Origin of the sequence: Cytobacillus firmus, from assembly GCF_023715565.1 — a bacterium.
Taxonomy (GTDB): domain Bacteria; phylum Bacillota; class Bacilli; order Bacillales; family Cytobacillaceae; genus Cytobacillus; species Cytobacillus firmus_C.
Map to the genome: position 1 here is coordinate 45598 of NZ_JAMBOJ010000006.1, position 22811 is coordinate 68408.

Consider the following 22811-nt stretch of genomic DNA (forward strand, 5'->3'; position numbering starts at 1 on the left):
CTTTAAAAAGTTTACAATATCTTATTTAGTTGCTACTCTCAAAGTATTAATACATAAGGAGGTTCACTATGAATAACAGATTGCAGAAACTGTCACAGTGGATGAAGGAAAATGATATTCAGGTCACTTTTGTCACATCACCGGATAATGTATTTTATTTAAGTGGCTTTTTAAGCGACCCTCATGAGCGCTTGCTTGGACTGGCTGTTTTCCAGGAAGAGGAGCCGTTCCTCGTATGCCCGGCTATGGAAAAAGAAGATGCTAAGAATGCCGGCTGGAGCCATGAAATTATTGGGTACAGCGATATTCAAAACCCTTGGGAATTTATTCAAACATCCATACATAAAAGAATTGGAAAAATAAATAAAACAGCAATTGAAAAAGAGCATATGAATGTGGAGCGCTATGAATCAATCTCCGGACTGTTCAGCGGTGCTTCATTCGTTTCGGCTGAAGCAAAGCTTCGTCAGCTTCGTATGGTTAAGGATGAAAAAGAATTGGAAATCATCCGCGAAGCATGTGCACTGGCTGATTTTGCGATTGAAACAGGCTGTTCAGAGATTCAGGAAGGAAAAACGGAACTGGATGTTCTGGCTGCAGTAGAATATGCGTTAAAGAAAAAAGGCATTAATGAAATGTCTTTTTCTACCATGGTTCTGACTGGGGCTAACGGAGCTTCACCTCATGGCACACCAGGAATGACGAAGATTCAAAAAGGGGATTTAGTCCTGTTTGACCTCGGAGTTGTCTGGAATGGCTATTGCTCAGATATTACAAGAACTGTAGCTTACGGTGATATCAATGATAAACAGAAAGAAATTTATGATACCGTCTTAAAAGCTCAGCTTGCAGCGGTGGAAGCGAGCAGGCCGGGGGTCACTTGCGCAGATATTGACCTGACAGCAAGAAATCTGATAGCAGAAGCCGGATACGGCGACTATTTCCCTCATCGATTAGGCCATGGGCTGGGTGTGAGCGTGCATGAGTACCCTTCATTAACAGAAACAAACCCACTTTTGCTTGAAGAAGGTATGGTCTTCACCATCGAACCAGGAATCTACGTCCCGGGTGTTGCCGGAGTGAGGATTGAGGATGACCTTGCTGTAACAGCAGATGGAGTAGAAATTTTGACAAAGTTTCCGAAAGAACTTCAGGTTATTAAATAACAACTTCAATAGAAGAATCCGGAGCGAGCCTGCCCCGGATTTTTTTATTAATTCACACTTAGATAGAATCCACGATTATCCTATTGCTGCTCTAATTGTGTTCTCGCATCTGAATAGTCAAGGCTATGGGCCTCAGCAACAGCTTTGTATGTCACGTAGCCATTTAATGTATTGATTCCCTTTAATAAAGCTTCATTATCCAGGCAAGCCTGTTTATAGCCTTTATTTGCTATTTGAACTGCATATGGTACCGTCACGTTTGTCAGTGCCATAGTGGATGTTCTCGGAACTGCCCCCGGCATGTTAGCTACCGCATAATGAACGACGCCATGTTTTTCATATGTTGGATGGTCATGGGTAGTAATTCGATCAGTTGTTTCAAAAATCCCGCCCTGATCAATGGCAATATCCACGATAACAGAACCCGGACTCATCGTTTTGATCATTTCCTCTGTCACAAGCTTAGGAGCTTTAGCACCCGGAATCAGTACAGCTCCAATAACGAGGTCTGACTCCTCAACAGCTTCAGCGATATTATAAGGATTTGAGATTAAAGTTGTTACGTCTCTTCCAAAAATATCATCAAGCTGCCGAAGGCGATCCGGATTCAAATCGATCATAGTCACCTTGGCACCAAGACCAATTGCCATTTTTGCCGCATTAGTCCCAGCTACACCGCCGCCGATAATTGTAACTTTCCCCCGATGTACACCCGGGACACCCGATAGGAGGATTCCTTTCCCGCCATGTATTTTTTCAAGGAACTGCGCGCCTACCTGAGCTGCCATCCTTCCCGCTACTTCACTCATTGGAGTCAATAGAGGCAAAGTCCGGTTGGGAAGCTGGACTGTTTCATAGGCTATGCCTGCAACCTTTTTATTTATTAAAGCATTAGTCAAATCAGGTTCAGCAGCTAAATGCAAATATGTAAAGAGAATTAACCCTTCCCGAAAATACACATATTCGCTCTGTATCGGCTCCTTTACCTTCATGACCATTTCCATGGCCCATGCCTCTTCTGCCGTCTGAACAATCTGTGCGCCTGCACTCATATAGTCACTGTCAGAGAAGCCCGATCCGACCCCGGCACCCGTTTCTATATAGACTTCATGGCCAAATTGGACAAGGTTCATAATACCGGCAGGAGTCATGGCAACCCTGTTTTCATTGTTTTTTACTTCCTTGGGAACTCCGATGCGCATTCTGCACACCTCCGTATTTTTAGTGATATCACTATTAACTTTATATGGATTTTTTATGGAAAAGTATACAATTCCTTTGCCTATTTTTCTCCTCCCAAACAACCAAATAAAAAGCCCTCATGTATTTATGTAAAGTGTTCCGTTTTGAGGTGCTCAAACCCAAAAAACAAGACCTAACAACACTCATATTGACAGCCAAACTGGCAGCTTAAAAAGACAAAAAACTCGTCAAATTGACGAGTCTTTTGTCTTGTAATATAAAGTGTTACCGGCATAACGATCTTCAATTAAAGCCCCCTATAATGGAACAAGAAGTTCATAATATCTATTTCATTATTATTGGAACTCAAACTTGACAGGTCTTAGAAAAAGGTTTTCCAACGTATCTTTTGCATCTTGATCGTTGAACAAAATATCGTACATAGCCTTGCAAATTGGAAGTTCAACATCATATTGTTCAGATAACTCTTTTAATGCCTTGACTGTTGAGACTCCTTCTGCCAATTTTTCAAACTTTTCACCTGAAACATAAGATTGTCCAAACTTCCGGTTATGACTATGTAAAGAGAACAACGTTGCCTCATAATCACCTAAGTGACTCAATCCATAGATGGTTACATCATTGCCTCCCATTGCTGTAACAAGGCGTGAAAGTTCCCTAGTCCCTCTCGCCATAAGTGAACCTTTTAAACTGCCGTAATTCAATCCATCCAACATTCCTGCCGCAGTTCCCATAACGTTTTTCGCAGCTGCCCCTATCTCGTTTCCAATCATATCTTGTCCGTAGTAAAACCTTATTAAATCACTACTGAATTCTTGCACAATTTTTTTAGTGATTTTGACCTCTTCGGAATCAACTACCATACAGTTAGGGATATTATTCACAAAATCTTGTACGTGTCCCGGTCCTACCCAAACAGCTACATTGGTATCGTACCCAACTGTTTCACCGAATACTTGAGATAACCTTTTTCCACTAGAAGCTTCTATTCCTTTCATACACAAGATGAAGGTTTTTCCTTGTATTTCATTAATGAGGCTTAGCTGACTTCCAAACGAACGTAATTCCTGAGCACTAATAGAAATAATTATGAACTCTGCAAATGAAACTGCTTTATGTATAGAATTACTTAACTCAATATCTTCAGACAATGTAAGATAATCATTCTTTCTAGTTTCGTCTAATCTAATGTAATTTTTTGAGTTTTCTCTTCCCCACAGCATTACTTTATGACCAATTTTGTTAGCATACCAAGCTATAAATGTGCCCCAACGACCACAACCAAGAACTGAAATTTTCATTATTCTCACCTTTTTTGATTAATTTTTTCTTTTCCTTTAAGGATTCATTTTTTAACCTTGGGCCTTTAGCAAAAAACCATTCAACTTATTCAATTAACCTACCCTTTATTGGAATATTCTTCATCTTCCTCTATCCTTACCTTACCACAGGTTAGACTGCTTATTTAAAAGTTTATGTTGTTATCTTTGACGGACAAAACGGCCAGGAAAATGACACTCATTTTGGAACCTCTTCTTACGAGGACAATAGCTATTGTCCAGAATAAAAGTGTTGCCATTTGTCTTGGCATTTTCTCATTAAAAACCTAATGAAGCTTGATATAAAGAGAAACTGACCTATGCCAATTCATAAGTCAGTTTCAATGTCATTTATTCGAAAAACGCCTCAAAACGGAACCCTTTAGTATTTATGAGAGCTCGCTTTTCTTATTGCAGATTGCCTTCATTCCGTTCGTGAGCTTCCATGTCAAACTCGGCATTTGGCTGATCAATTACACCGCTGTTATACGCATTCATGATCTGTGCGCTAACCTCATTTGTACCCTGCTCGTCAAAAAAATATCCGGATTCTGCTTTTGGCTCTCTCTTTTCCATTTCATCTGCTCCTTTTCATAAAATTTTTATCAGCCTTACTATTGTTCGATTTTCTGTTACAGATATTCAATTTTTATAGATGTATAATATAAGTAAAGGAGGAGATTCAAATGGGCATGAAGTATAAAAACATATTAGTCGCTGTAGATGGTTCGACTGAAGCAGAATGGGCTTTTAAAAAGGCAATTGAAATCGCCAAGCGCAATAACGCTTCTCTGGTATTGGCACATATCATTGATACCCGCACGTTTGCTACTGTCGAAGCCTATGACCGCACGATTGCCGAGAGAGCTGACCGGTTCGCAACAGAATTAATGGAAAAATACAAAAGAACGGCTATGGATGCAGGCATTGAGAATGTAACATATGAAGTTGACTATGGTTCTCCTAAAGTGAAGGTTCCAAAGGATATTGCCAGGAAGCACAATGTTGACCTGATCATTTGCGGGGCAACAGGCATGAACGCGGTTGAACGCTTCATCATCGGCAGTGTATCTGAACATATCACCCGCTATGCCCGCTGTGATGTCCTCGTAGTCAGAACGGATAAAGAAGAAGAATAGAAAAAATGGCGCTGCCTGATGCAGCGCCATTTTTTTATTATTTATTGGCAAACTCTTTATTGCCGACGATGTATTCCTTCGCTTTTTCAATCGCGATGCTTACTTGTTTGAATCCTGTTCCGCCTGCACTATTTCTTCTTTTGACAGCTGTATATGGATCCAGCACTTCATAAATATCTTCTTCGAACAATGGATGGGCATCCTTGAAATCTTCAAGCGGCAAATCACCAAGGAAGCATCCCTTTCGAACACAGACAAGAACCAGTTTCCCTACAATCTCATGTGCTTCTCTGAATGGAATTCCTTTATCAGAGAGATAATCCGCCAGTTCAGTAGCATTGGAAAAATCATTTTTAGTCGCTTTTTCCATCTGCCCGGTTTTAACCTTCATAGTACGGATCATCCCCGCAAAGATTTTAAGTGAACCTGTGACTGTCTTTACAGTATCAAACATCCCTTCCTTATCTTCCTGCATATCTTTGTTATAGGCAAGGGGAAGACCTTTCAATACCGTCAAGAGACCCATGAGATTTCCGTAAACACGTCCCGTTTTACCGCGTATTAGCTCCGCCATGTCAGGGTTCTTCTTCTGCGGCATGATGCTTGAGCCTGTTGCAAAGCTGTCATCGAGTTCAATGAATTGAAATTCCTGGCTTGACCAAAGGATGAATTCTTCACTTAAACGTGACAGATGCATCATCAGAATGGAACTTGAAGACAAGTACTCCAAAATAAAGTCTCTGTCACTGACAGCATCCAGGCTGTTCTCATAAATGCCTTCAAACCCGAGAAGCTCAGACGTATACTCACGGTCAATCGGGAAAGTTGTGCCAGCCAGAGCCCCAGCTCCAAGAGGTGATACGTTAATTCTCTTTAGACTTTCAGTAAAGCGCTCTTTGTCTCTCTCAAGCATCCAGAAATAAGCCATAAGATGGTGGCCGAAGGAGATCGGCTGTGCACGCTGCAGATGAGTATAGCCCGGCATGATGGTTTCCACATTATTTTCAGCCTGGATGATTAACTCCTCTTGCATTTCCTGAATCAATTCAACAATCTGCTCCACCTGCTTGCGCAGATATAAATGCATGTCTGTTGCCACCTGGTCATTTCGGCTTCTTGCTGTATGAAGTTTGCCGCCGACAGTTCCCGTCAGTTCAGTCAAATGGCTCTCAAGATTTAAATGAATATCTTCAAGTTTTACTGAGTAAGTGAGTTCATCCTTTTCAGCTTTCGCTTTAAGCTGCTGAAGGCCAGCCTTGATTTTTTCTGCTTCGTCCTCAGTAATAATTCCTGTTTTAGAAAGCATGGAAACGTGGGCCACGCTTCCTTCGATATCTTCCATAACCAATTCCTGATCAAATGAAATCGATGCTCCGAATTCATCTACCCATTCTTCAGCAGATTTTGTAAATCTGCCTCCCCATAATTTTTTCACACTGTCACCTTCTTGCTATTTTGAACAATGCTCTGCACTTTTGTCGGCAATCCCCATAGCTTTATGAAGCCAACTGCTGCATTGTGATCAAATTCATCATCTGAAGTATAGGTTGCTAACTTTTCGTCGTATAGGGAATAAGGAGATTTTCTTCCTTCAACAATTGCATGGCCTTTAAAGAGCTTTACTCTGACTGTTCCTGTTACAAATGTTTGTGTTTCTTTCAGGAAAGCCGTTAACGCATTGTTAAGCTGGGAGAACCACAATCCTTCATATATAAGCTCAGCCACTTTTTTCTCAATAACCGGTTTAAAGTGAGCCATTTCTTTTACCATCGTTAAGTCCTCAAGCTCTTTATGGGCTTTAAGAAGCGTCATGGCTCCCGGACACTCGTAAACTTCACGTGATTTGATGCCGACAAGGCGATTTTCCACATGATCGATGCGCCCAACCCCATGCTTGCCTGCAATCTCATTCAGTTCGGCAATAAGCACGGAAAGTTTCATACTATTGCCATTCAAGCTGACTGGCACACCCTTTTCAAAACCGATTTCAACCGTATCAGGTGTATCAGGAGCTTTTTCAAGAGACACGGTAAGATCGTATGCATCTTCCGGAGGAGCAGCCCATGGATCTTCCAGAACTCCGCACTCATTGCTTCTGCCCCATAAGTTTTGATCAATGCTGTATGGAGAATCCAGGTTAATTGGGATAGGTATATTGTTTTGTTTTGCATATTCAATTTCTTCCTCACGTGACCAGCTCCATTCACGAACCGGAGCTAAAACCTGAAGATCAGGGTTTAAAGCCTGAATTGCCACTTCAAAACGAACCTGGTCATTTCCTTTTCCGGTACATCCATGCGCTACTGCTACTGCACCTTCCTTTTCTGCTACTTCAACAAGCTTTTTGGCGATCAGCGGGCGTGAAAGTGCAGAAATCAATGGATACTTGTTTTCATATAAAGCATGTGCCTGAAGCGCAATTAATGCATATTCATTAGAAAACTCCTCTTTTGCATCAATCACATATGATTGGACTGCTCCAACAGTTAAAGCTTTTTTCTGGATAAAGTTCAGATCCTTTCCTTCCCCAACGTCAAGGCAGCATGCAACTACAGCATAACCTTGATCCTGCAGCCATTTAACCGCAACTGATGTATCCAGACCGCCTGAGTATGCAAGAACAACTTTATTTTGTGACATTTATTTTTCCTCCTTAGATAATACGTATAAATATACAATTTAATTATATTTTTATTCATTTATTATTCTCTTACTTTAACAACCTTTTATTTAAAAATCAATACTTATTCTTAAAAATGTATAAAAATAAATACAATTATTCAATAAAAAAAGGCAAAAGCCCTGTATTCAGCTTTTGCCAGCAGTATAGGTTAATGTTTTAATGCTTCATAAACCGCTGTAATTACACTTCCATATTGACTGATACTGTATGTGTCACCCTGAAACTTGTGCGGATCTTTTAATGGATCGATGACAGGAGAATGTTTTTTATTAGTCAGGAGAGCGATTGCTAAATTATTTTCTCTGTCTATCACCGTTACTGTTCCTGTCCAGCCGGTATGACCAAATACTTCTTTCCCGGCATACTCGCTGAACATCCACTCCATACTTGAATCTCCGTTCAAACGCCAACCTAACCCATATGTAGGATTCACATCGTATGGTTTTACAAATTTATCAATTGTTTGTTTATCAAATAACTTTATATTTCCATAGCCTCCATCATTAAGCATCACCTGCATCAGTACAGCAAGATCTGAAGTTGTGGAAAAGAGACCTGCATGCCCGGATATTCCATCCATTGAATAAAAGGACTTCTCATCATGAACCTCTCCCTGGAGAGTATAGGTCCGAATATTAGGGAAAGAAATGACTCCATCCCGGGTATTTCCATGCAATTCAGTTGCAGCGAAATCCTTTTCCTTGAAACCTTTGCGGAGCGGATTAAATAAAGTCTGCTTTAACCCCAATGGCTTGTAAATATGGTTCTCCGTATAATCGTCAAGCTGCTCTCCAGTAATTTTTTCAATTATAAATCCCAGAAGCATATAGTCAATGTCACTATATACCTGTTTGGTTCCTGGTTCATACTCGAGGGGAGTTTTTAATATCATGGAAAGGGTTTTACTGCGTTCCTGGGAATACAATTCTCCCGCCCTTTCAGGATTATGATAATGGACGCTTGAAGGAAATCCGGCGGTATGATGAAGCAAATCGATTATCCGGAGCTCTGCTTTCCCTTTTATTTCATCGTCAGCTGAATCTTTAAATTCTGGAAAATAATACTGGATTTTTTCTTCAAGATTAATCTTTCCTTCACTGACAAGATGCTGCAGTGAAAAGTTAACGGCATACATTTTCGTGTTTGATGCAAGATCAAACATGGTTTTTGTTTTCATTTTCTGCGGGTGATTTAAAGGATCAAATTCATCAAAAACCTTGGCTGAACCATATGCAGAGTTTTTTACAATCTTGCCATCTTTAATAACGACTAAAGCAGCCCCTGGAAACCCATTTTTGATTTCCTCATTGATGAGCTTATCAACCTCTTTGAGCTTTTTGGAAGAAAAGCCTGCATCCTCGGGGCGCTTTGCTTTTGACAGGGTTGGATATTCTAAAGCTTTTTTATGTTTAGATACTTGCTCTAAGGGGCTGCTTCCTGTTCTGTCCAATTCTTCTCCCAGGGCTGCAGCGGGGTAAGGCAAGAGCAAACCCAGCATTAGGCATAAAACTGCTAATAGTGCTAAAAACCTTTTCATATTCTCCTCCTTTTATTTATTCAATTTTCTTAATAATCAATATGTTATTCGATATCCATTTAAGCTGTAAACCAATACCTTTGCCTTTCTATTAAATCAGTTCTTGTGAACCACGTTCATTCATCTTCATATTAGTCCTATAGTATTATCTGCAGAAAACCATTGAATACTAAAACATCCATGCACCGAAAACATCTTTATAGTAAAATAAAAACAAGATTAATGTATGGGGGATTCATAATGGAGGAGCATTTTTCGCATAATGGCCGTCTTGGCATTCCTATACCCGCCTTTGACCGGGAATGGGATGAATATTCACCAAAAATACAGCAGATGATCCTGTTTGAATGGGAAAAAATAAGAGGCAGGATTCCTGACCGCATTGCAGAGCTTGAAGCGGATATTAACAGGAAACAGGCTGAGCTATCGGATGAAGGAGATTTCGAAAGATCATGCAGACTCAACAGTGAAATTTCAGAACTGGCATCTGTAATAAATGATCTTTGGCTATGGTATCGAACGAATCAGGATATTTCAGGAAAGATGCATTCATAAGAAAAACCTTTCCGCTGGGGAAAGGTTTTTGGTCTTTATAAATCTTTTCTTAGTTCCCTGACGATATGCCCGAGTTCAGGCAATATCAATCTATTCATCGCAAGGCGGACAGCCCCGGATGATCCCGGTGTTGAGAAAACTGCTTTATTTCGTACGGTGCCTGCAGCAGCCCGTGAAAGAATGGCAGCAGACCCGATATCTTCAGTGTAGCTCAGCATCCTGAACAATTCACCGAATCCATCGATTTCTTTATCAAATAATTCTCTAACCGTCTCGATCGTTACGTCCCGGAGAGCAATACCTGTGCCCCCATTTGTCAGAATAGTGTCAATGCCAGGATTTTCGCAGCCTTTTAATACGGCCCCACGAATGAGAGTTCCTTCATCCTTGACGATTTCATAGTCGGCAATAATATGTCCCGCCTCTTCGAGCAGCTGGATCATCAGCTTTCCGCTTTTATCCGTTTCTTCATCTCTCGTATCACTTACGGTAATCACTTTACATCTGACTTTTTTAGGCGCTACTTTTTTATGCTCAAATATACTCATATTGGCACCACCTTTGCTTGAAAATTATAATTAACCTGAGTTTACTGCTGATCATTCTTTCTTTGCAAATATCTCATCTGATAATATTTATGGGCAAATTCTGTTACTTTTCTTGTCAGCTGGTAGTTGGTCCCTGCTCCAATGGCCATGCTGATAAAGGGAATTCCCTGAATGGATTTTCTCCGGAAAAAGTAAATAGCCATTCCTTTAAGAAGCTGCTTCATTGGCTGCTCAATCCAGCTGATATCAGTCAACTCTTCTTTTCCTTCATAAAAGTAAAATTCCTCCTGGTTCTTCAGCTCGTTCATTAATTCTTCCCATGCACTGCTCTGCATCCTGGGCGGCAATGTGGCAGCGTGAAAAACCTTAAGTGAACTCATCATTTCGAATGGAGTATTGACTTCAAAGCCATAGGTCATGGCAATCAGCTGTACTACACGCAGATTAATTACCGCCATTGCAGGAATATCAGCACCCAGCATGAGTGAGCTGCCCGAACCCGCGATACCGCCCTGTGCAAACGAATAAAGACGATGACGGGCAATCTGCTGTTGAGCTATGTATTGAAGCTGGTCGATATTCAATTGCTTCAGATCTTCAATCGTCTCTATATCAGAATGAAAAACACGGCCTGCCGTCAATATACGCTCTTTCGCATCCATTTGAAGCTGTGAACCCTGAATAAGCGCATGCAGATGAAACAGCCAGCTATCCATTGCTGAAAAAAATTGCTGCTGAACTTCTTCAGGCAATAGTGAAAAAGACCTTTCCAATGATTTATCATAAACCATCTCCAAGTCATTGGGCTCATAATTCAGCAGCTTGTTCTCCCACTCCTGAATTCCGGCCAAAACACTTTCTTCCCGTTCGTTCAATGGCATCGCAATTCCTCCCAAAACATTTTTCTTGGACTCAGTATAGCATAAGTTGGATGGGAAATTCTCCTACCGGATGATGGGCAATAATCAAATAAAAAGGCCGTTTCTCAAGGTTTGTGGCTATTTATATATTATTTACTGAGTTGATTGGAGCGGAAGGTGCGAGATCCTCGAAAATGCTATCGCATTTTCTTAGTGCGGTGTTTACTCAAGGAAGCTTACTCAACGTCCTGCGGGAGTGGAGGGACAGGTGAGACCCCCGCAGATCGTGCGTCGGGCTCACCTCCTGCCCCGCGGTTCGCTGAGCAGCCTCCCGCAGCAATCAACGGGCAACTTTAATAGGTGGAAAAATAATATTTTATTCGAAAAGAGCCAATAAAAAAGACAAGAGCGGGAAGCCCTTGCCTTTTTATCAATACTATTTTGCCAATCTCACAACATCACGTGCAATCATAACTTCCTCATTTGTCGGGATAATCATGACTTTAACTGGTGAGATTTTAGTAACCAAAACCTTATTAAATCAATCTTTTTCAATATTATCTGATTAGATGGTATCATTTTGGTAATGGTTTGTACAGTCATAATAATCAACTTTTATTGTTATTCAAGTAAATTATATTACGTTCTTCCATACCTTAAAATTAACTATTTTCGATATACACTGTTGACTGACTCCGAATCTTTTCCTTAATGCTTCTGTTCCGAATTCTTTATCTCTAGGGATATAATTTTCCCTGATATATCGAACTTCTTTTTCAGTTAATTTGGAACTTGGATTTTCTTCACCTATTAATTTTGTCGGCTTCATTAATCCTGTATCAAATGCGTGTTTTATGTTTTCGCTGCCAGTATTCCATTCTAAATTAGATGCATAATTATGGGCTTTATCTCCGTCTTTATGATTTACTTCAGGTTTATTATAGGGATTTGGATTAAAAGCCAAGGATACCAGCCTATGAATTAGAAACATTTTCGCCTTTCCGTTCCTGCATAAACATACTTGAAAATATCCTTTTCCATCATGAACAGGCTTTAGAATCTTCTCTTTAAAGGTTCGATTAAGGCCGTCTGATCCAGTATTCGTCCTCAATAAGCTTTTAACCCTTCCATTGTTGCTTACCTGATACAATCCTTCATAACCGGCAACGTCCTTCCAAATCTCCATTACGATCAGCCTCCAATAATTGTATAACCAAATGTTATGAATTATCGGAGAAGACTTAAAGGAAACCTTTCGCTATATATTGAAAGCATGTTATTTTCCTACAAGAAAAAGCACCCCCGAAGGATGCTTAAAGTCCAAGTATGCTCTTTAATTGTATACTCGCAAATTCTTTTAATACATCAAACGGAATAGAGCCAAGTTCAAGACCTTTCTTCTTCACTCCATCTTTTGTTTTCACCCAGACATTGTCATTTTTAATCGAATCTAAGAATTCATGTCCATCCCATGTCAATGAGGCTATTAACCACATCGGCTTATTGTCAGCCCACTTGGTGTTGTTATTTACATACCCTGCCTGATCTAAAATCTTTAAATGGTATGCAACTATTTCCCTATTCCAATCTTCCGGGATGATTAGTTCTTTACTATCGTCGTTTTTTTCAATCAACAATAATAAATCTCTTACTATTTCCATATCTCTTTTCACTAAAAACACTCTCCTTAAAATATTCTTTCGACAAAAGGAGATATTTTCCTTCTGTTGCCGACAAAAAAAGCACCCTAGAGGATGCTTATTCCAGCTAAATATCAATTGGACCATAACGATCTGTTATTTTCTTAGCCCCTAAATCAAAACTTTCTTCATTTATAATTTCATTTTCTTTTAACTGAACCAATGAATCGTATAGTCGAAGATGGTAAGGCCTTGTTAAATCACTAGTTTGATAATCAGTGGTATCGTCTTCAATTTCGTCAATTAAAGAGAAATATTTTTGCTTTAATAATGTATAGAAATTATTTTCTACAAGAGTTTCTATTTCATTGATTGTGAAGCCAAGGATAATTTTTTCATTATTATACGCTAAAGCTAACTTTCTTCTTTTACCTTCTGCGTTTATCCAAGGACTTTTATTTAGACCACGACTAAAAGTTTTTGAGGAGCTAAAAACACCTAATTTTGCTCTTTTTGACCTTACTAATTCTACTAAATCTGTCACTTCACGAACACCAATAGATTCTTTATGATTTTTAGATTCCCCTACAAATCTCATTCCAACATGTTCAATGAGAAAAGGAGTAGACATTCCATCAATAAATTCTACAATATGATCAATCTGATTGTCACCATGATGAACATCCGGATGTACATAGGCGATCTCAAACCTACTATATACATAAGTCATTAGTTCCTCTAATGCATCCCCTTTTTCCTTTTTGGTGCCATTTTCTAACGTAACCCTTACTTGTTCAACAAGTGATAAAAAATGTTCTTTTTCTTCTAGAGGAATAGGTGTCCATATCTCATGGTCAGGAGCTAAATTAATAAATTTGTTAAACCCAACAGTATTTTTCATAAATTATACACTCACAGGAATATCTTTTTTAATAAAAGCTACTCTAATATTTTTAGTATTAAGTTGAGAATCACAATCAGGACAAGTAAATTTATTGTTTACAATAAAATCCCTTAACAGTTTTTTATCTGGAAACTCGAAAGCGTGAACAAGGTCAGGGTCGTCATTTGTGCAAAAGATAATAAAACTTACTCCAAGTGATGATTCAAAAACCAATGACGAGAGTATATCTTCTATTATCGGATAAGGTATTCGGGTTTTTCTGGATAAGGATTGGGGAGAAATTGATTCATCAGGCCTGAGAATCGTTAGTTCTGTATCCAATTTCTTCAACTCCTGAAAAGTCAGTTGGTGTTTCAACATTTTGTTTATATTCATTAAGCTTTCGTAAAACATTGTCAACAACCTCCTTTTCAGTTACTGAAGTGTTATATTTTTTAAATGAATAATATTTGTCAGTTTTCTTTACTATATATGGATATTCCTTCCCACTTTCAATGTGAATTAATCCAACATTAAAAATGTCTCCGTTCTCCCACATTAACCTAATAAATTCTCCAGCTTCAGCATGACCTAGTGCTTTTCCTCTGGTGTTTGCTTTAAATTGAGTTGCACCTCTGTCCGCTTGCTGTAGAAAAATATTAAAGGATAGATCTTTTTCTATTCGTTTATGAATAACAATTAATTCACTCTCATATAAACTTTCTAATCCTCTTTCTAATCTAAGAAGAGTATCTTCACGTTTTAGTGTTGGATCAAATTCTTGCAGAGTCAATAGTAATTCTGAAATTAACGATTCACTAAAATTTTCCTTTTTATCTTCTATTATAGGATTATTATGATAAAAATATTCCTCGGATATTTTAGCCAACGCACTTACAATCCATTCAGGTTCTTTTAGTGTGAATTTGAGAATGTTTTCAGTAAAATAATGTAAAATAATCCAAGTAACTTCATCAATTTCTCTTTTTCTAATTTCTCCATAAATAGACGCAAGCCCTTGAGTTGGATGCATTAATAATATTATGGATCTTAAATCAAAATCAACAATAAAGTAAGCTAGATAAACATGTTTCCTTAATTCGTACTGCCCACTTTCCACTCGCTTAACCTGGACTTGAGCAGGAGCTGCTATGGTAAAAATCAACTGATTTTTCTGCCCATCCTTTTTTACATCAACTAATTTTATTTCGTTTAGATGATCCTTATTTATATCATATAAGGGTGTTATTTTCTCCTTTGTTTTTGTATACATTTTATCCAGATCTTCTATTTTGTTTAAGCACTTCTCTTCTATAGGTTCATATACAAAAAAAGTATTATTACCCTCTAGGTGGACATGGGATAACCACTGTAAAAAATCTGGAAAAGGTATAGTTTCCATCATTAACCCATGTATTATATTCTCTCTAAAAACAGCATTAGATCTCCCTCTAATTACGCCAAAGTCTTTATGCAAGTAATTTAACCTGTGTCCATCAGCCTGATCAAGATAATAATTTACGTTTTCTTGTTGTATATCGGTTAATTCATTATAACTTTTTAGCATATTTTCTCCCCCATAAGCGTACTTCCCTTTACAACATTTTACATTAAACTCCACCTTTTTCCTATAAGGATTACTTATAAAAATATAAATCCCCTTAGATTTCATTGTGCTTAAAGTCCCGAAGTCTCTAGTTCGGTGTTACCAGTTAATATTTTCATTTTACCTTTTCAGAATGTAAAGTACCCTCCTACCTATCAGGAACGATAATCTTTAATTCAACTTCCTCATTCTTCTTTTTTCTGATAAAAGATTAACTATTCCAAGAATATTTACGTAGAATTATTGCGTAGAATTATAATTCTGTGTTATATTTCAATTACAAACTTAAGGAAACGGTACTTATTTACTTTATTATCAGCCTTATTTTTTTGCGTAGAATTATTTAAGGAGGGATTATGGTGATTGATAAATTTGTTTCTGAAGGTCTGAAGGGAAAGTCAGCAGCTACAGTTAGAACTTATACTCATGCATTAAAGCAGTTTGAACAATGGCTAGGCGAAGTAGGAACTAACCTCAATGAGTATTCTAGATCAGATGTGCAGCAATACATTGATTATTTAAAGAAAAGGAAGCAGTCAGCAGCTACAGTTAATAAAGTCTGGAACGCTATCAAAAAGTTCAGCAAGTGGAATAAGAAAGCAGATACAATTGAGGAAATTAACGTTATTAAGCAGCAAGATATAAAGCATGAAGCACCAAGTAGCCTTAGCCAGAGAGAACGCATGAGGCTAATAAGGGAGGTTGACCGGCTAGGTAATAAGCGTGATATAGCTATTATTACTACCCTTCTTAATACCGGCCTTAGGGTATCAGAATTGACTAGCTTAGATAAATCGGACATTGAGCTTTCCGAGCGTAAAGGATCGCTAAGAGTTGTTGGGAAAGGAAACAAGCAAAGAACCATTCCGTTGAACAATGAGACGAGAAGAGCGATTAACAACTATTTAAATGAGCGATCAAGCAACGATGATAAGGCATTGTTCTTAAGCAATCGAGGCGAAAGGATTAGCGTTAGAAGTGTTCAGCATCTTGTTAATAAGTTTGGCTTTAATGTTCATCAATTAAGGCATACATTCATAACTGATCTGGTACGCTCTGGTAAGGATATAGCTCTTATACAATCTCTTACAGGACATAGCTCCGCAGATATGATATTAAGGTATTCAGCGCCTTCTGAAGATGATAAGCAAGCAGCAGTTGAAGATTTATATAAATAGCAGTAAACGGGAATCGATCGAGCTGGCCGGTTCTTTTTTGTGCTGAAATTTCAATGTGTATGAGGAGAGTCCAAAATTGGACTGTCAATTATTCGGTTTCTACTTATTTATTTCCGGTATATTTCCCATGTCGTTTCTTACCTTTTAACAGAACGCGCGCGGTGGTGTCCCCTGTCTCTGCTCCTCTCGGAACCCTTCCTCCCATTCTCTCTATTGAATTTTATTTATCTAATCGTAAAAATTAGCGCGAAAAAAGTACGATCAATCGGTATTAATGTACTTAGATGAAAGGTTATCAGTCCTTTCATTAGACTTGTTCAAAGTCAAGTTTCCTTCTTAGATAGGCTATTTCTGAAGGCCAAAAAATTAACCGGCTTCCTACACTTCAGATTTAGCCTCTTTTTTTACAAATAGAAATCCACCTTCCGAATCATCCAGAACCGGATAATTCATTTTCAACACTGTTTTATCAATTCTGTCCCTAAACAAAAATGATTCTCCGAACACCTTCCGAAACACTCGAAACCATCGAAATTGGAGCATCGAAAGAGCCTCGAAAGCTGCCTTCGAGTAAACGAGCAGCAATAAACATCAATTCTTACATAATTAAAAGTCAATCAAAACGTTAACAGCCTTAGAAAGGAGTTTGAATTCATTGAATGACAAAAGAAAGGTTCTTAAAGAAAGAGATAGGCCAGAAAGTCTTGTACCACTTCAAGGAACAAAAGGTGTAGCTGTTGATCCGGATACTGGCTACACATACAAATATGTAAGTGAAATTGATATTGAACGAAAAAAGAAATTCGCAAGAATAGGCAGTAACCGCAAGCAAAACAAATTCACAAATACGAACATGGACGAGATTGATTACATTTGCCAGAGCTTAACGAATACTCAAATAGGATTACTTATGATCCTACAATGTTATATCGACTATGACGGAAAGCTGGTTCATAGTCAGAAAGATAAAACACCATTAAAGACTAGCGACTTTTTAAAGATATTAGGATTGGTTGGAAAGGAATCAACTTTTAAAAAATTCAGGAAAGATTGTTTGGAAAAAGGGATTTTGATTTATAAGGGCGAGGAAAAAACGTACTCCATTAATCAAAAATACGTTTTCAAAGGAGCGTTTAAAGGGATGGAAGTGGTTTCAATGGTAACAAAGGAAATTAAAGAAATAAGCAAAGTATTAAAGCCTACTGATTTAGCGATATTATTCAAGCTCCAAAAGTATGTACACATAAATTCTATGGCTCTGGTAAGGAATCCTGATGAAACAAATATAGATAAGATTGAAACTTTAAAAGCAATTGATTTAGTGGAAATTTTGGGAGTATCACAAAACTATATCTATAGTCGTTTACCTAAATTAACATACAATGGTCAGGCCTTAATTGCTCAAGTTAAAGCAGGAAGAAAGAAAAGTTATATGTTAAACCCTAATGCATTCTTTCGAGGTGATTTTGCAAAAGTTCAAGAAAAAATTGCTCATCCTAATGGAGTTTTCTTTAATGCTTGATTAAAAAACTACACTCATATGTCCTTTTGTTGCTCATAGCTACACTCATATGTCCATTCTAAAATAGGGGTTAAACTTAGAGCAACAAGGGATTGAGTCACTTTTTGAGTGTAGATTTATTCTATTCATTATTAAGTACCGGAAAGTTTTATTAACACAAGTTGAATAGTACCGAAGGTAATTAATGTATTTAATATGAAGAATGATTTTTATGGGAAACTTTGCGTTTTTCAAAGTTGACCTACCCTCTGTAGAGTAACGGAAAATTGAATAAGTACAAGTTGACATATAGACGGCTTCGGCAGCCGGCCAGCAGCTCAATAAAAGCGCTGCAACTTCAAATTAAAATTAATAGGAGGAATTGAAATGACGCAATTAAAAAAGAACATTTATTACAATCGTAACGACTTTTTAAAGCACGTAAGCACTATTGTATTGGGAAGATTCGCCTTTAACGGATCCACAGCAGTTTCCTTTCTTGAAGTTGCTGCTTATCTTGGCGTAAGTCCTGATTCTCTCCGAATGAGGAAAAAGGATTCTAAAACAATGTCCATGTTAGAAACAGCCGGCATTCGAGTTAAGAAGATAAAAGGTATTAACCATTTTTCTTTAGCGACTGAAGAAGAAGATAAGACTTTAGTAATTTAAGTAACGGATGCCTTTCCAGAGAATAAGGGTTAGAAAAAAGTTAAGGAATGGATATGTTCATTTCCTCACCCCTTCCCTACCTTTTTCTTTGGCTAGGGCAAACACGTCTTACTATAAATGAATGGAGGTTACCACAATGAAACAAAACAAAGGCAACGTTAATCGAAACAAACCAAAAAGACAGATGGATTGGATTAATAAATCTAAACAGCCAGTTAAAACGTTCTATGCCATTGTTAAACGAGGCAAATCAGAACGAGTATTCACATATAAATCGTATTCACGGATCAAAGCAAAAAACCATCTCGATAAAGTAACAAAGAAACACGACTATATAATAACTTACTTTGGAGTCCTGGGTACATGAGAAGGCGAAAAAGCACATTGCAGACATTCAGAGATGATCTAAAGAAAATAGTCGAATATGACGGTTCAACCATTCAGTTCGAATACGTTGATAGGGTTTGTAAAGTATATAACGAGATATATGAAGTCTGTGAGGAATATGAAGATACAACAGTAAAGGTAGGCATTCGAGGAATTGGCAAGGTAATTAAAACAAATGACGAAATTGTGGAATATGAATGGGGAAAGGTTGAGCAAGGGCAGGTTTTAATCAGATTCCCTTTCGATGCTGATCTTTCTCAATTCGAAGGTAAGACTAATTTACGTTTTTACTTCCTTGGCCGCAAATGGCAAATAGACAGCCCACTTAACGCTGCAAGCTATCACAATGACGAGATATATGCAAAGTATATTAAAGGCATCAAAGCCCTAGATTAATTCATTGTGGCGCTATAAAAGGCGTTTAACAATGTTCATATAAATTGCCGGTCATAAAAACGCGGCCGGCTTTGTTATTCCTTCTACTGTTTTTAAATTTTTCGTTTTATTTGTAGATTAACGAGAAATAATTCTTACATTTTCGTATTTATGGTAATAGAAAGCTAAATAGAACGGAGGAAAAGGAATATGAGCTATTTAGACGGAATCGAGAAGCTTGATAATTACGAAACAAGTTCGAAGGATGATTATGTGCTTCTTACATTGATATTAATAACTCTCGATTACCCCAATGGCAACGGAGCTATTTTCACAAAGGAAGAGATTTTAAAGGCAAAGGATACAATTATTGATACTCCTTTGATTATCATACCAGATATTTTAGACACGCCAACAAACCATTCTAACAGCTTCCCTAAGCTCGATAAGAAGGCGGTAATAGTAGGACATCATATAGCTTCAAGAATCATCCAAAAAGATGGCCTTGAGCATCTGGAAGTAACCGCGAAACTCTATAAGTCACGCTATCCGGAATTAGTAGCTTCTCTGCAACAACTTCATTTAACCGGCCAACTTTTTTGCAGCATGGAATGTTCATATGGATCTGAAGAACAAACGACTAATGGCCGAATTCTTAAAGGAATAAAATTCATCGGTAACGCTCTAGTCACTGATCCGGCCGGCCAATATTCTAAATCGTTAACTTGGGAAGCCGCAAAGAAGGAAGCTGAGAAATTAGATTGGCTACAAATTGCATCGGTTGAAAACACCAATAACTGGCTTGAAGGAATTGAGAATCTCGACTAATTAAGGAGGAAACGGAACATGCAAAATAATAAAAATTGGTTAGAAGGTATTGAGCAGCTAGACAATGAAAAGGAATATGCATCTAATGAAAATGATCTAAGTTGGTTAGCTGCCGAAAAAGAAACACCTAGTTTCCTTGAAGGCATTGAGCTACTTGAAACCGCAAATTCACGATTATTAAAGCATTTTATTGAAAAAGGCATATTAGAAATTCTTAAGAAGAAAGCAGCAAATAAACCTTTGAACCAGCCAGAAATGAACATTTTAAATGAGTTTCGACAAATTTTTCCTGATACGACCATTGATGAATTAGAAAAGGAAGGTAAATAATATGTTAATTAACGACAAACCCTTAACTGACAATCAAATTATAAAAGAATTCCTCGAACTTGTTAAAGAAAATGGTGAAGTTAAATTCAATATTAATGATCCGGTTCGTCTTTCTGATTACTGCATTAAAGAATTCACATATCAAAGAGTAAGCGGTAGTCACTTATATAAGATATTAGACCGCTATGAAACTGAATCGTACCTTACAAAAGAAAACATATGTATCAAAAGAAACGGCGGCTATATAATTTTCTCTTATGTCTCTGGCAAGAAACAAACGGAAGAAAATATCATTAAGCAATTTATCAAATTAGTGCAGAAGAGTAAGAAAATTACTCTAAACCCTTCGCATCCTAGTTCATCCCCTAAAGTCGCTAATCTGATGCAGGAAAACAACTTATCTGACATCGACTTTGGTTATATGCTTAACGAATATAACGACTTGATCCGAAAAAATCTATTAGTTATCGAACGTGATAACATTCGAAGATTTTCTACATTATAAGTGCTGAAGGTGTCCTTTTATAAGGGCATCTTTTTATTTTGTTTTCAACCTTATATACGAATACCCTTTTTTTGTATTTACCCACCTAACAAATTGTCTTAGAAATATGTCCTTTAAATCTTCTTCGCCTTTACCTACAAACTCGTGAGTAAATTTTCTCCGTTCCCACCTTGGCATATTATATCCCTCCACTGATAAGATACTTCAATTATGCCCTTTGAAGAGTTAAATATTAGGATTGGATTAGCTTACCTTAACTTTAGCTTTCCACTTGCGAAGCATCGCTCCTGCTAAAGTTTATGCTGATACTATTACAGATATGCACAGAGCTAAATATTCAAATCAGGAGCTAGTTAATAACTTGACAACGGAAACATTCTTCAGCCTTATTCCTTGGCGAAGGCGTACAGTAAACAAAATACAACTTTACTTATACAGTCACGTTAATAAGACATCCCGCAAGAGTTTTTTAGATTAGCCGGTACAGAGCAAAATTGACCTTTATCCAGTTTTATGTACGCCTCTACCCGAAAGAAGTGGGAAAATTGAGTTGATTGATAACTACTTAACAACTAATTATTATCTGGTTATCAATTACCGACCTTTTTTGGAATACCAAGTTACAGAATAGCCGCTACTTGCTGCGAGACCATGCCCTCTTACAACCCTAAAGTAAAAAAGTTCATATCTATTTTAGAATGTCATACTTGACTTTATGCTTTTTGGATTTTAACTTTTGGTTGATTCTATGGAAAACGACTTGGGCATAATTGTTGCCTTGTTTGATCTGATTCAGATTTCATTTATTTTTCCTCCCAGTTCTCGTTTTTCTTTTTTCTTTATCATCAATTAAATTCAAAGGTGAGAACTGTTCATGCTGTTGTTTAATTGTCTGATCTAAAACATGAGCGTAAATAGACGTTGTGGAAATTTCAGAATGTCCGAGAATTTTTTGCAAAACCCTCATTGACCCATTTTGCCTAAGGAACATTTCACTGGCTGTATGCCTGAAAATATGAAATCCTGTGATATGTTCTAGCCCTGCACGTTTAGATAAATCTCTAAGGTGCTTTCTTGCCGTATCAGGTGACAAAGGGTTTCCATGGTGTGTCAGAAACAAATATTCACTATTAAAGTCATCTGTTTCCTCAATCAATTCTTCAAGCAATTTTACTGTTTTCTTTGAGATTGGAACAATGCGTAATTTCCCATTTTTAGTATTCTGAAAGGTAATAGCATGTTTCACAAAGTCAATATCTCCTTTACGAACAGATAAGACCTCATTAATCCTTCCAAAACTGTCTAGGAGGGTATGAACTAACACAAACATTCTAAATTCTGAATACCAACCTTTATTGAGCGAGCGTAAAAACTGGCTTATTTCTTTTACTGTAAGAGTGTCAATCTTCTTATCTTTTTCCTTGATATGGTTTGCATTTTCAAAAATATTTTCTTCTACAATTTCCTCATTAACTAAGACTGTGAATGATGCTTTTGCAAAACTCACATAAGTATTGGCACTACTTACAGAAACACCTTTCGGTTTAACTTTTCTGTACTTGTGATTCAGAAATTGAACCTTCTCATTCAGCTGCCAATAAATAAACTCTCTAGCATCATCCTTTGTTAGTGAAGCAATGTCAGTTTTATCACCATAGAAACGGTCAAAGTCATTAAAAAGTTTCTCATAGTTGTAAATTGTGTTTTGGGAAACGCCTTCTAATTGTTTGATTTTCAGTACAATATTTCGAGCGTCATCAATGGTGAAAATTTTTGTTGCTAACCGATTCGTGTATCTTTTCGTTTTTCGATATTTAGGATTTTTAGACAAAGAAAAAAGCAACCTCCTTCAAGTTAAATTAATAACATGAAAAAGATTGCTTAAAATTTAGGTCATGG

25 protein-coding genes and 1 pseudogene are annotated in these 22811 nt (G+C 37.6%); 11 read left to right on the forward strand and 15 right to left on the reverse strand.

The features are described 5' to 3' along the window. The first annotated feature begins 68 nt into the window (after window positions 1-68). The gene (locus M3205_RS03550) at window positions 69-1166 is read left to right on the forward strand and encodes a M24 family metallopeptidase (protein ID WP_251168667.1); all 1098 of its coding nucleotides are present in this window, start codon (window positions 69-71) and stop codon (window positions 1164-1166) included. An 80-nt stretch (window positions 1167-1246) separates the two neighbouring features. On the opposite strand, the gene ald is transcribed toward M3205_RS03550, so the two are convergent. The 3 genes from ald to M3205_RS03565 form a co-directional block, all read right to left on the reverse strand. Next, window positions 1247-2368: an alanine dehydrogenase gene (ald, locus tag M3205_RS03555; RefSeq protein WP_251168668.1), complete on the reverse strand. Its 1122-nt coding sequence runs from the start codon at window positions 2366-2368 to the stop codon at window positions 1247-1249. A gap of 336 nt (window positions 2369-2704) precedes the next feature. Beyond that, window positions 2705-3670 carry an NAD(P)H-dependent glycerol-3-phosphate dehydrogenase gene (locus tag M3205_RS03560; protein ID WP_251168669.1) on the reverse strand — a complete coding sequence of 322 codons (966 nt, stop codon included), beginning with the start codon at window positions 3668-3670 and terminating at the stop codon, window positions 2705-2707. Window positions 3671-4096: 426 nt separating this feature from the next. Further along, window positions 4097-4264: a hypothetical protein gene (locus M3205_RS03565; protein WP_175609141.1), complete on the reverse strand. Its 168-nt coding sequence runs from the start codon at window positions 4262-4264 to the stop codon at window positions 4097-4099. A 110-nt stretch (window positions 4265-4374) separates the two neighbouring features. Here M3205_RS03565 and M3205_RS03570 point away from each other — a divergent pair, with 110 nt between their 5' ends. Beyond that, complete coding sequence (locus M3205_RS03570) at window positions 4375-4827, forward strand: universal stress protein (RefSeq protein ID WP_048008351.1); 453 nt, start codon at window positions 4375-4377, stop codon at window positions 4825-4827. Between the two features lie 37 nt (window positions 4828-4864). Here M3205_RS03570 and argH read toward each other — a convergent pair whose 3' ends face one another. The 3 genes from argH to pbp4b form a co-directional block, all read right to left on the reverse strand. Then, window positions 4865-6262, reverse strand: coding sequence for an argininosuccinate lyase (gene argH / locus M3205_RS03575; protein ID WP_251168670.1), 1398 nt, complete (start codon window positions 6260-6262; stop codon window positions 4865-4867). Beyond that, a complete protein-coding gene (locus tag M3205_RS03580; RefSeq protein WP_251168671.1) occupies window positions 6259-7467 on the reverse strand; it encodes an argininosuccinate synthase in 1209 nt (402 codons plus the stop codon). The genes argH and M3205_RS03580 overlap by 4 nt, the downstream gene beginning before the upstream one ends. Before the next feature lie 191 nt (window positions 7468-7658). Beyond that, window positions 7659-9047 (reverse strand): penicillin binding protein PBP4B, encoded by a 1389-nt coding sequence (gene pbp4b / locus M3205_RS03585; protein ID WP_251168672.1) that lies wholly within the window; start codon window positions 9045-9047, stop codon window positions 7659-7661. 240 nt (window positions 9048-9287) lie between these two features. Between pbp4b and M3205_RS03590 the strand changes: the two genes are divergently transcribed. Next, window positions 9288-9602, forward strand: coding sequence for a hypothetical protein (locus M3205_RS03590; protein ID WP_251168673.1), 315 nt, complete (start codon window positions 9288-9290; stop codon window positions 9600-9602). 35 nt (window positions 9603-9637) lie between these two features. Here the strand turns inward: M3205_RS03590 and M3205_RS03595 are convergent, their stop codons facing one another. The 8 genes and pseudogenes from M3205_RS03595 to M3205_RS03630 all read right to left on the reverse strand — a co-directional run bounded on the left by M3205_RS03595 (window position 9638) and on the right by M3205_RS03630 (window position 15205). Beyond that, a complete protein-coding gene (locus M3205_RS03595; RefSeq protein ID WP_251168674.1) occupies window positions 9638-10150 on the reverse strand; it encodes a MogA/MoaB family molybdenum cofactor biosynthesis protein in 513 nt (170 codons plus the stop codon). A gap of 41 nt (window positions 10151-10191) precedes the next feature. Further along, the gene (locus M3205_RS03600) at window positions 10192-11031 is read right to left on the reverse strand and encodes an EcsC family protein (protein ID WP_251168675.1); all 840 of its coding nucleotides are present in this window, start codon (window positions 11029-11031) and stop codon (window positions 10192-10194) included. A gap of 415 nt (window positions 11032-11446) precedes the next feature. Further along, a pseudogene (locus M3205_RS03605) lies at window positions 11447-11524 on the reverse strand (hypothetical protein); the annotation flags it as partial. Window positions 11525-11644: 120 nt separating this feature from the next. Then, the gene (locus M3205_RS03610; protein ID WP_251168676.1) at window positions 11645-12196 is read right to left on the reverse strand and encodes an NUMOD4 domain-containing protein; all 552 of its coding nucleotides are present in this window, start codon (window positions 12194-12196) and stop codon (window positions 11645-11647) included. Window positions 12197-12323: 127 nt separating this feature from the next. Then, window positions 12324-12683, reverse strand: a complete 360-nt coding sequence (locus M3205_RS03615) for a DUF2513 domain-containing protein (protein WP_251168677.1) — start codon at window positions 12681-12683, stop codon at window positions 12324-12326. A gap of 94 nt (window positions 12684-12777) precedes the next feature. Continuing rightward, a complete protein-coding gene (locus M3205_RS03620; protein ID WP_251168678.1) occupies window positions 12778-13551 on the reverse strand; it encodes a restriction endonuclease in 774 nt (257 codons plus the stop codon). 3 nt (window positions 13552-13554) lie between these two features. Continuing rightward, a complete protein-coding gene (locus M3205_RS03625; RefSeq protein WP_251168679.1) occupies window positions 13555-13875 on the reverse strand; it encodes a hypothetical protein in 321 nt (106 codons plus the stop codon). Then, on the reverse strand, window positions 13844-15205 hold the full coding sequence (locus M3205_RS03630; protein WP_251168680.1) for a hypothetical protein: 1362 nt from the start codon (window positions 15203-15205) through the stop codon (window positions 13844-13846). Before M3205_RS03630 ends, M3205_RS03625 begins: the two co-directional genes overlap by 32 nt. 293 nt (window positions 15206-15498) lie before the next feature. Between M3205_RS03630 and M3205_RS03635 the strand changes: the two genes are divergently transcribed. The 8 genes from M3205_RS03635 (at window position 15499) to M3205_RS03670 (ending at window position 20912) form a co-directional block, all read left to right on the forward strand. Continuing rightward, entirely contained in the window at window positions 15499-16317 is an 819-nt protein-coding gene (locus M3205_RS03635) for a tyrosine-type recombinase/integrase (protein ID WP_251168730.1), read from the forward strand. Between the two features lie 655 nt (window positions 16318-16972). After that, window positions 16973-17839 (forward strand): helix-turn-helix domain-containing protein, encoded by an 867-nt coding sequence (locus M3205_RS03640; protein WP_251168681.1) that lies wholly within the window; start codon window positions 16973-16975, stop codon window positions 17837-17839. Between the two features lie 366 nt (window positions 17840-18205). Next, the gene (locus M3205_RS03645) at window positions 18206-18487 is read left to right on the forward strand and encodes a hypothetical protein (RefSeq protein WP_251168682.1); all 282 of its coding nucleotides are present in this window, start codon (window positions 18206-18208) and stop codon (window positions 18485-18487) included. A 136-nt stretch (window positions 18488-18623) separates the two neighbouring features. Next, window positions 18624-18854 (forward strand): hypothetical protein, encoded by a 231-nt coding sequence (locus M3205_RS03650; protein WP_251168683.1) that lies wholly within the window; start codon window positions 18624-18626, stop codon window positions 18852-18854. Then, window positions 18851-19270, forward strand: a complete 420-nt coding sequence (locus M3205_RS03655; protein ID WP_251168684.1) for a hypothetical protein — start codon at window positions 18851-18853, stop codon at window positions 19268-19270. Before M3205_RS03650 ends, M3205_RS03655 begins: the two co-directional genes overlap by 4 nt. Window positions 19271-19459: 189 nt before the next feature. After that, window positions 19460-20077, forward strand: a complete 618-nt coding sequence (locus M3205_RS03660) for a hypothetical protein (RefSeq protein ID WP_251168685.1) — start codon at window positions 19460-19462, stop codon at window positions 20075-20077. Window positions 20078-20095: 18 nt separating this feature from the next. Next, window positions 20096-20407 (forward strand): hypothetical protein, encoded by a 312-nt coding sequence (locus M3205_RS03665; protein WP_251168686.1) that lies wholly within the window; start codon window positions 20096-20098, stop codon window positions 20405-20407. Window position 20408: 1 nt separating this feature from the next. After that, the gene (locus M3205_RS03670; RefSeq protein WP_251168687.1) at window positions 20409-20912 is read left to right on the forward strand and encodes a hypothetical protein; all 504 of its coding nucleotides are present in this window, start codon (window positions 20409-20411) and stop codon (window positions 20910-20912) included. Between the two features lie 799 nt (window positions 20913-21711). On the opposite strand, the gene M3205_RS03675 is transcribed toward M3205_RS03670, so the two are convergent. Beyond that, window positions 21712-22743 (reverse strand): tyrosine-type recombinase/integrase, encoded by a 1032-nt coding sequence (locus tag M3205_RS03675; RefSeq protein WP_251168688.1) that lies wholly within the window; start codon window positions 22741-22743, stop codon window positions 21712-21714. Window positions 22744-22811: the final 68 nt, after the last annotated feature.

Coding starts and splice junctions, on each gene's coding strand:
- M3205_RS03645 (WP_251168682.1), top strand. CDS start 18,206: ATGACGCAATTAAAAAAGAACATTTATTACAATCGTAACGACTTTTTA.
- M3205_RS03565 (WP_175609141.1), bottom strand. CDS start 4,264: ATGGAAAAGAGAGAGCCAAAAGCAGAATCCGGATATTTTTTTGACGAG.
- M3205_RS03560 (WP_251168669.1), bottom strand. CDS start 3,670: ATGAAAATTTCAGTTCTTGGTTGTGGTCGTTGGGGCACATTTATAGCT.
- ald (WP_251168668.1), bottom strand. CDS start 2,368: ATGCGCATCGGAGTTCCCAAGGAAGTAAAAAACAATGAAAACAGGGTT.
- M3205_RS03665 (WP_251168686.1), top strand. CDS start 20,096: ATGCAAAATAATAAAAATTGGTTAGAAGGTATTGAGCAGCTAGACAAT.
- pbp4b (WP_251168672.1), bottom strand. CDS start 9,047: ATGAAAAGGTTTTTAGCACTATTAGCAGTTTTATGCCTAATGCTGGGT.
- M3205_RS03570 (WP_048008351.1), top strand. CDS start 4,375: ATGGGCATGAAGTATAAAAACATATTAGTCGCTGTAGATGGTTCGACT.
- M3205_RS03660 (WP_251168685.1), top strand. CDS start 19,460: ATGAGCTATTTAGACGGAATCGAGAAGCTTGATAATTACGAAACAAGT.
- M3205_RS03595 (WP_251168674.1), bottom strand. CDS start 10,150: ATGAGTATATTTGAGCATAAAAAAGTAGCGCCTAAAAAAGTCAGATGT.
- M3205_RS03670 (WP_251168687.1), top strand. CDS start 20,409: ATGTTAATTAACGACAAACCCTTAACTGACAATCAAATTATAAAAGAA.
- M3205_RS03650 (WP_251168683.1), top strand. CDS start 18,624: ATGAAACAAAACAAAGGCAACGTTAATCGAAACAAACCAAAAAGACAG.
- M3205_RS03580 (WP_251168671.1), bottom strand. CDS start 7,467: ATGTCACAAAATAAAGTTGTTCTTGCATACTCAGGCGGTCTGGATACA.
- M3205_RS03610 (WP_251168676.1), bottom strand. CDS start 12,196: ATGGAGATTTGGAAGGACGTTGCCGGTTATGAAGGATTGTATCAGGTA.
- M3205_RS03590 (WP_251168673.1), top strand. CDS start 9,288: ATGGAGGAGCATTTTTCGCATAATGGCCGTCTTGGCATTCCTATACCC.
- M3205_RS03600 (WP_251168675.1), bottom strand. CDS start 11,031: ATGCCATTGAACGAACGGGAAGAAAGTGTTTTGGCCGGAATTCAGGAG.
- M3205_RS03550 (WP_251168667.1), top strand. CDS start 69: ATGAATAACAGATTGCAGAAACTGTCACAGTGGATGAAGGAAAATGAT.
- M3205_RS03655 (WP_251168684.1), top strand. CDS start 18,851: ATGAGAAGGCGAAAAAGCACATTGCAGACATTCAGAGATGATCTAAAG.
- M3205_RS03620 (WP_251168678.1), bottom strand. CDS start 13,551: ATGAAAAATACTGTTGGGTTTAACAAATTTATTAATTTAGCTCCTGAC.
- M3205_RS03630 (WP_251168680.1), bottom strand. CDS start 15,205: ATGAAATCTAAGGGGATTTATATTTTTATAAGTAATCCTTATAGGAAA.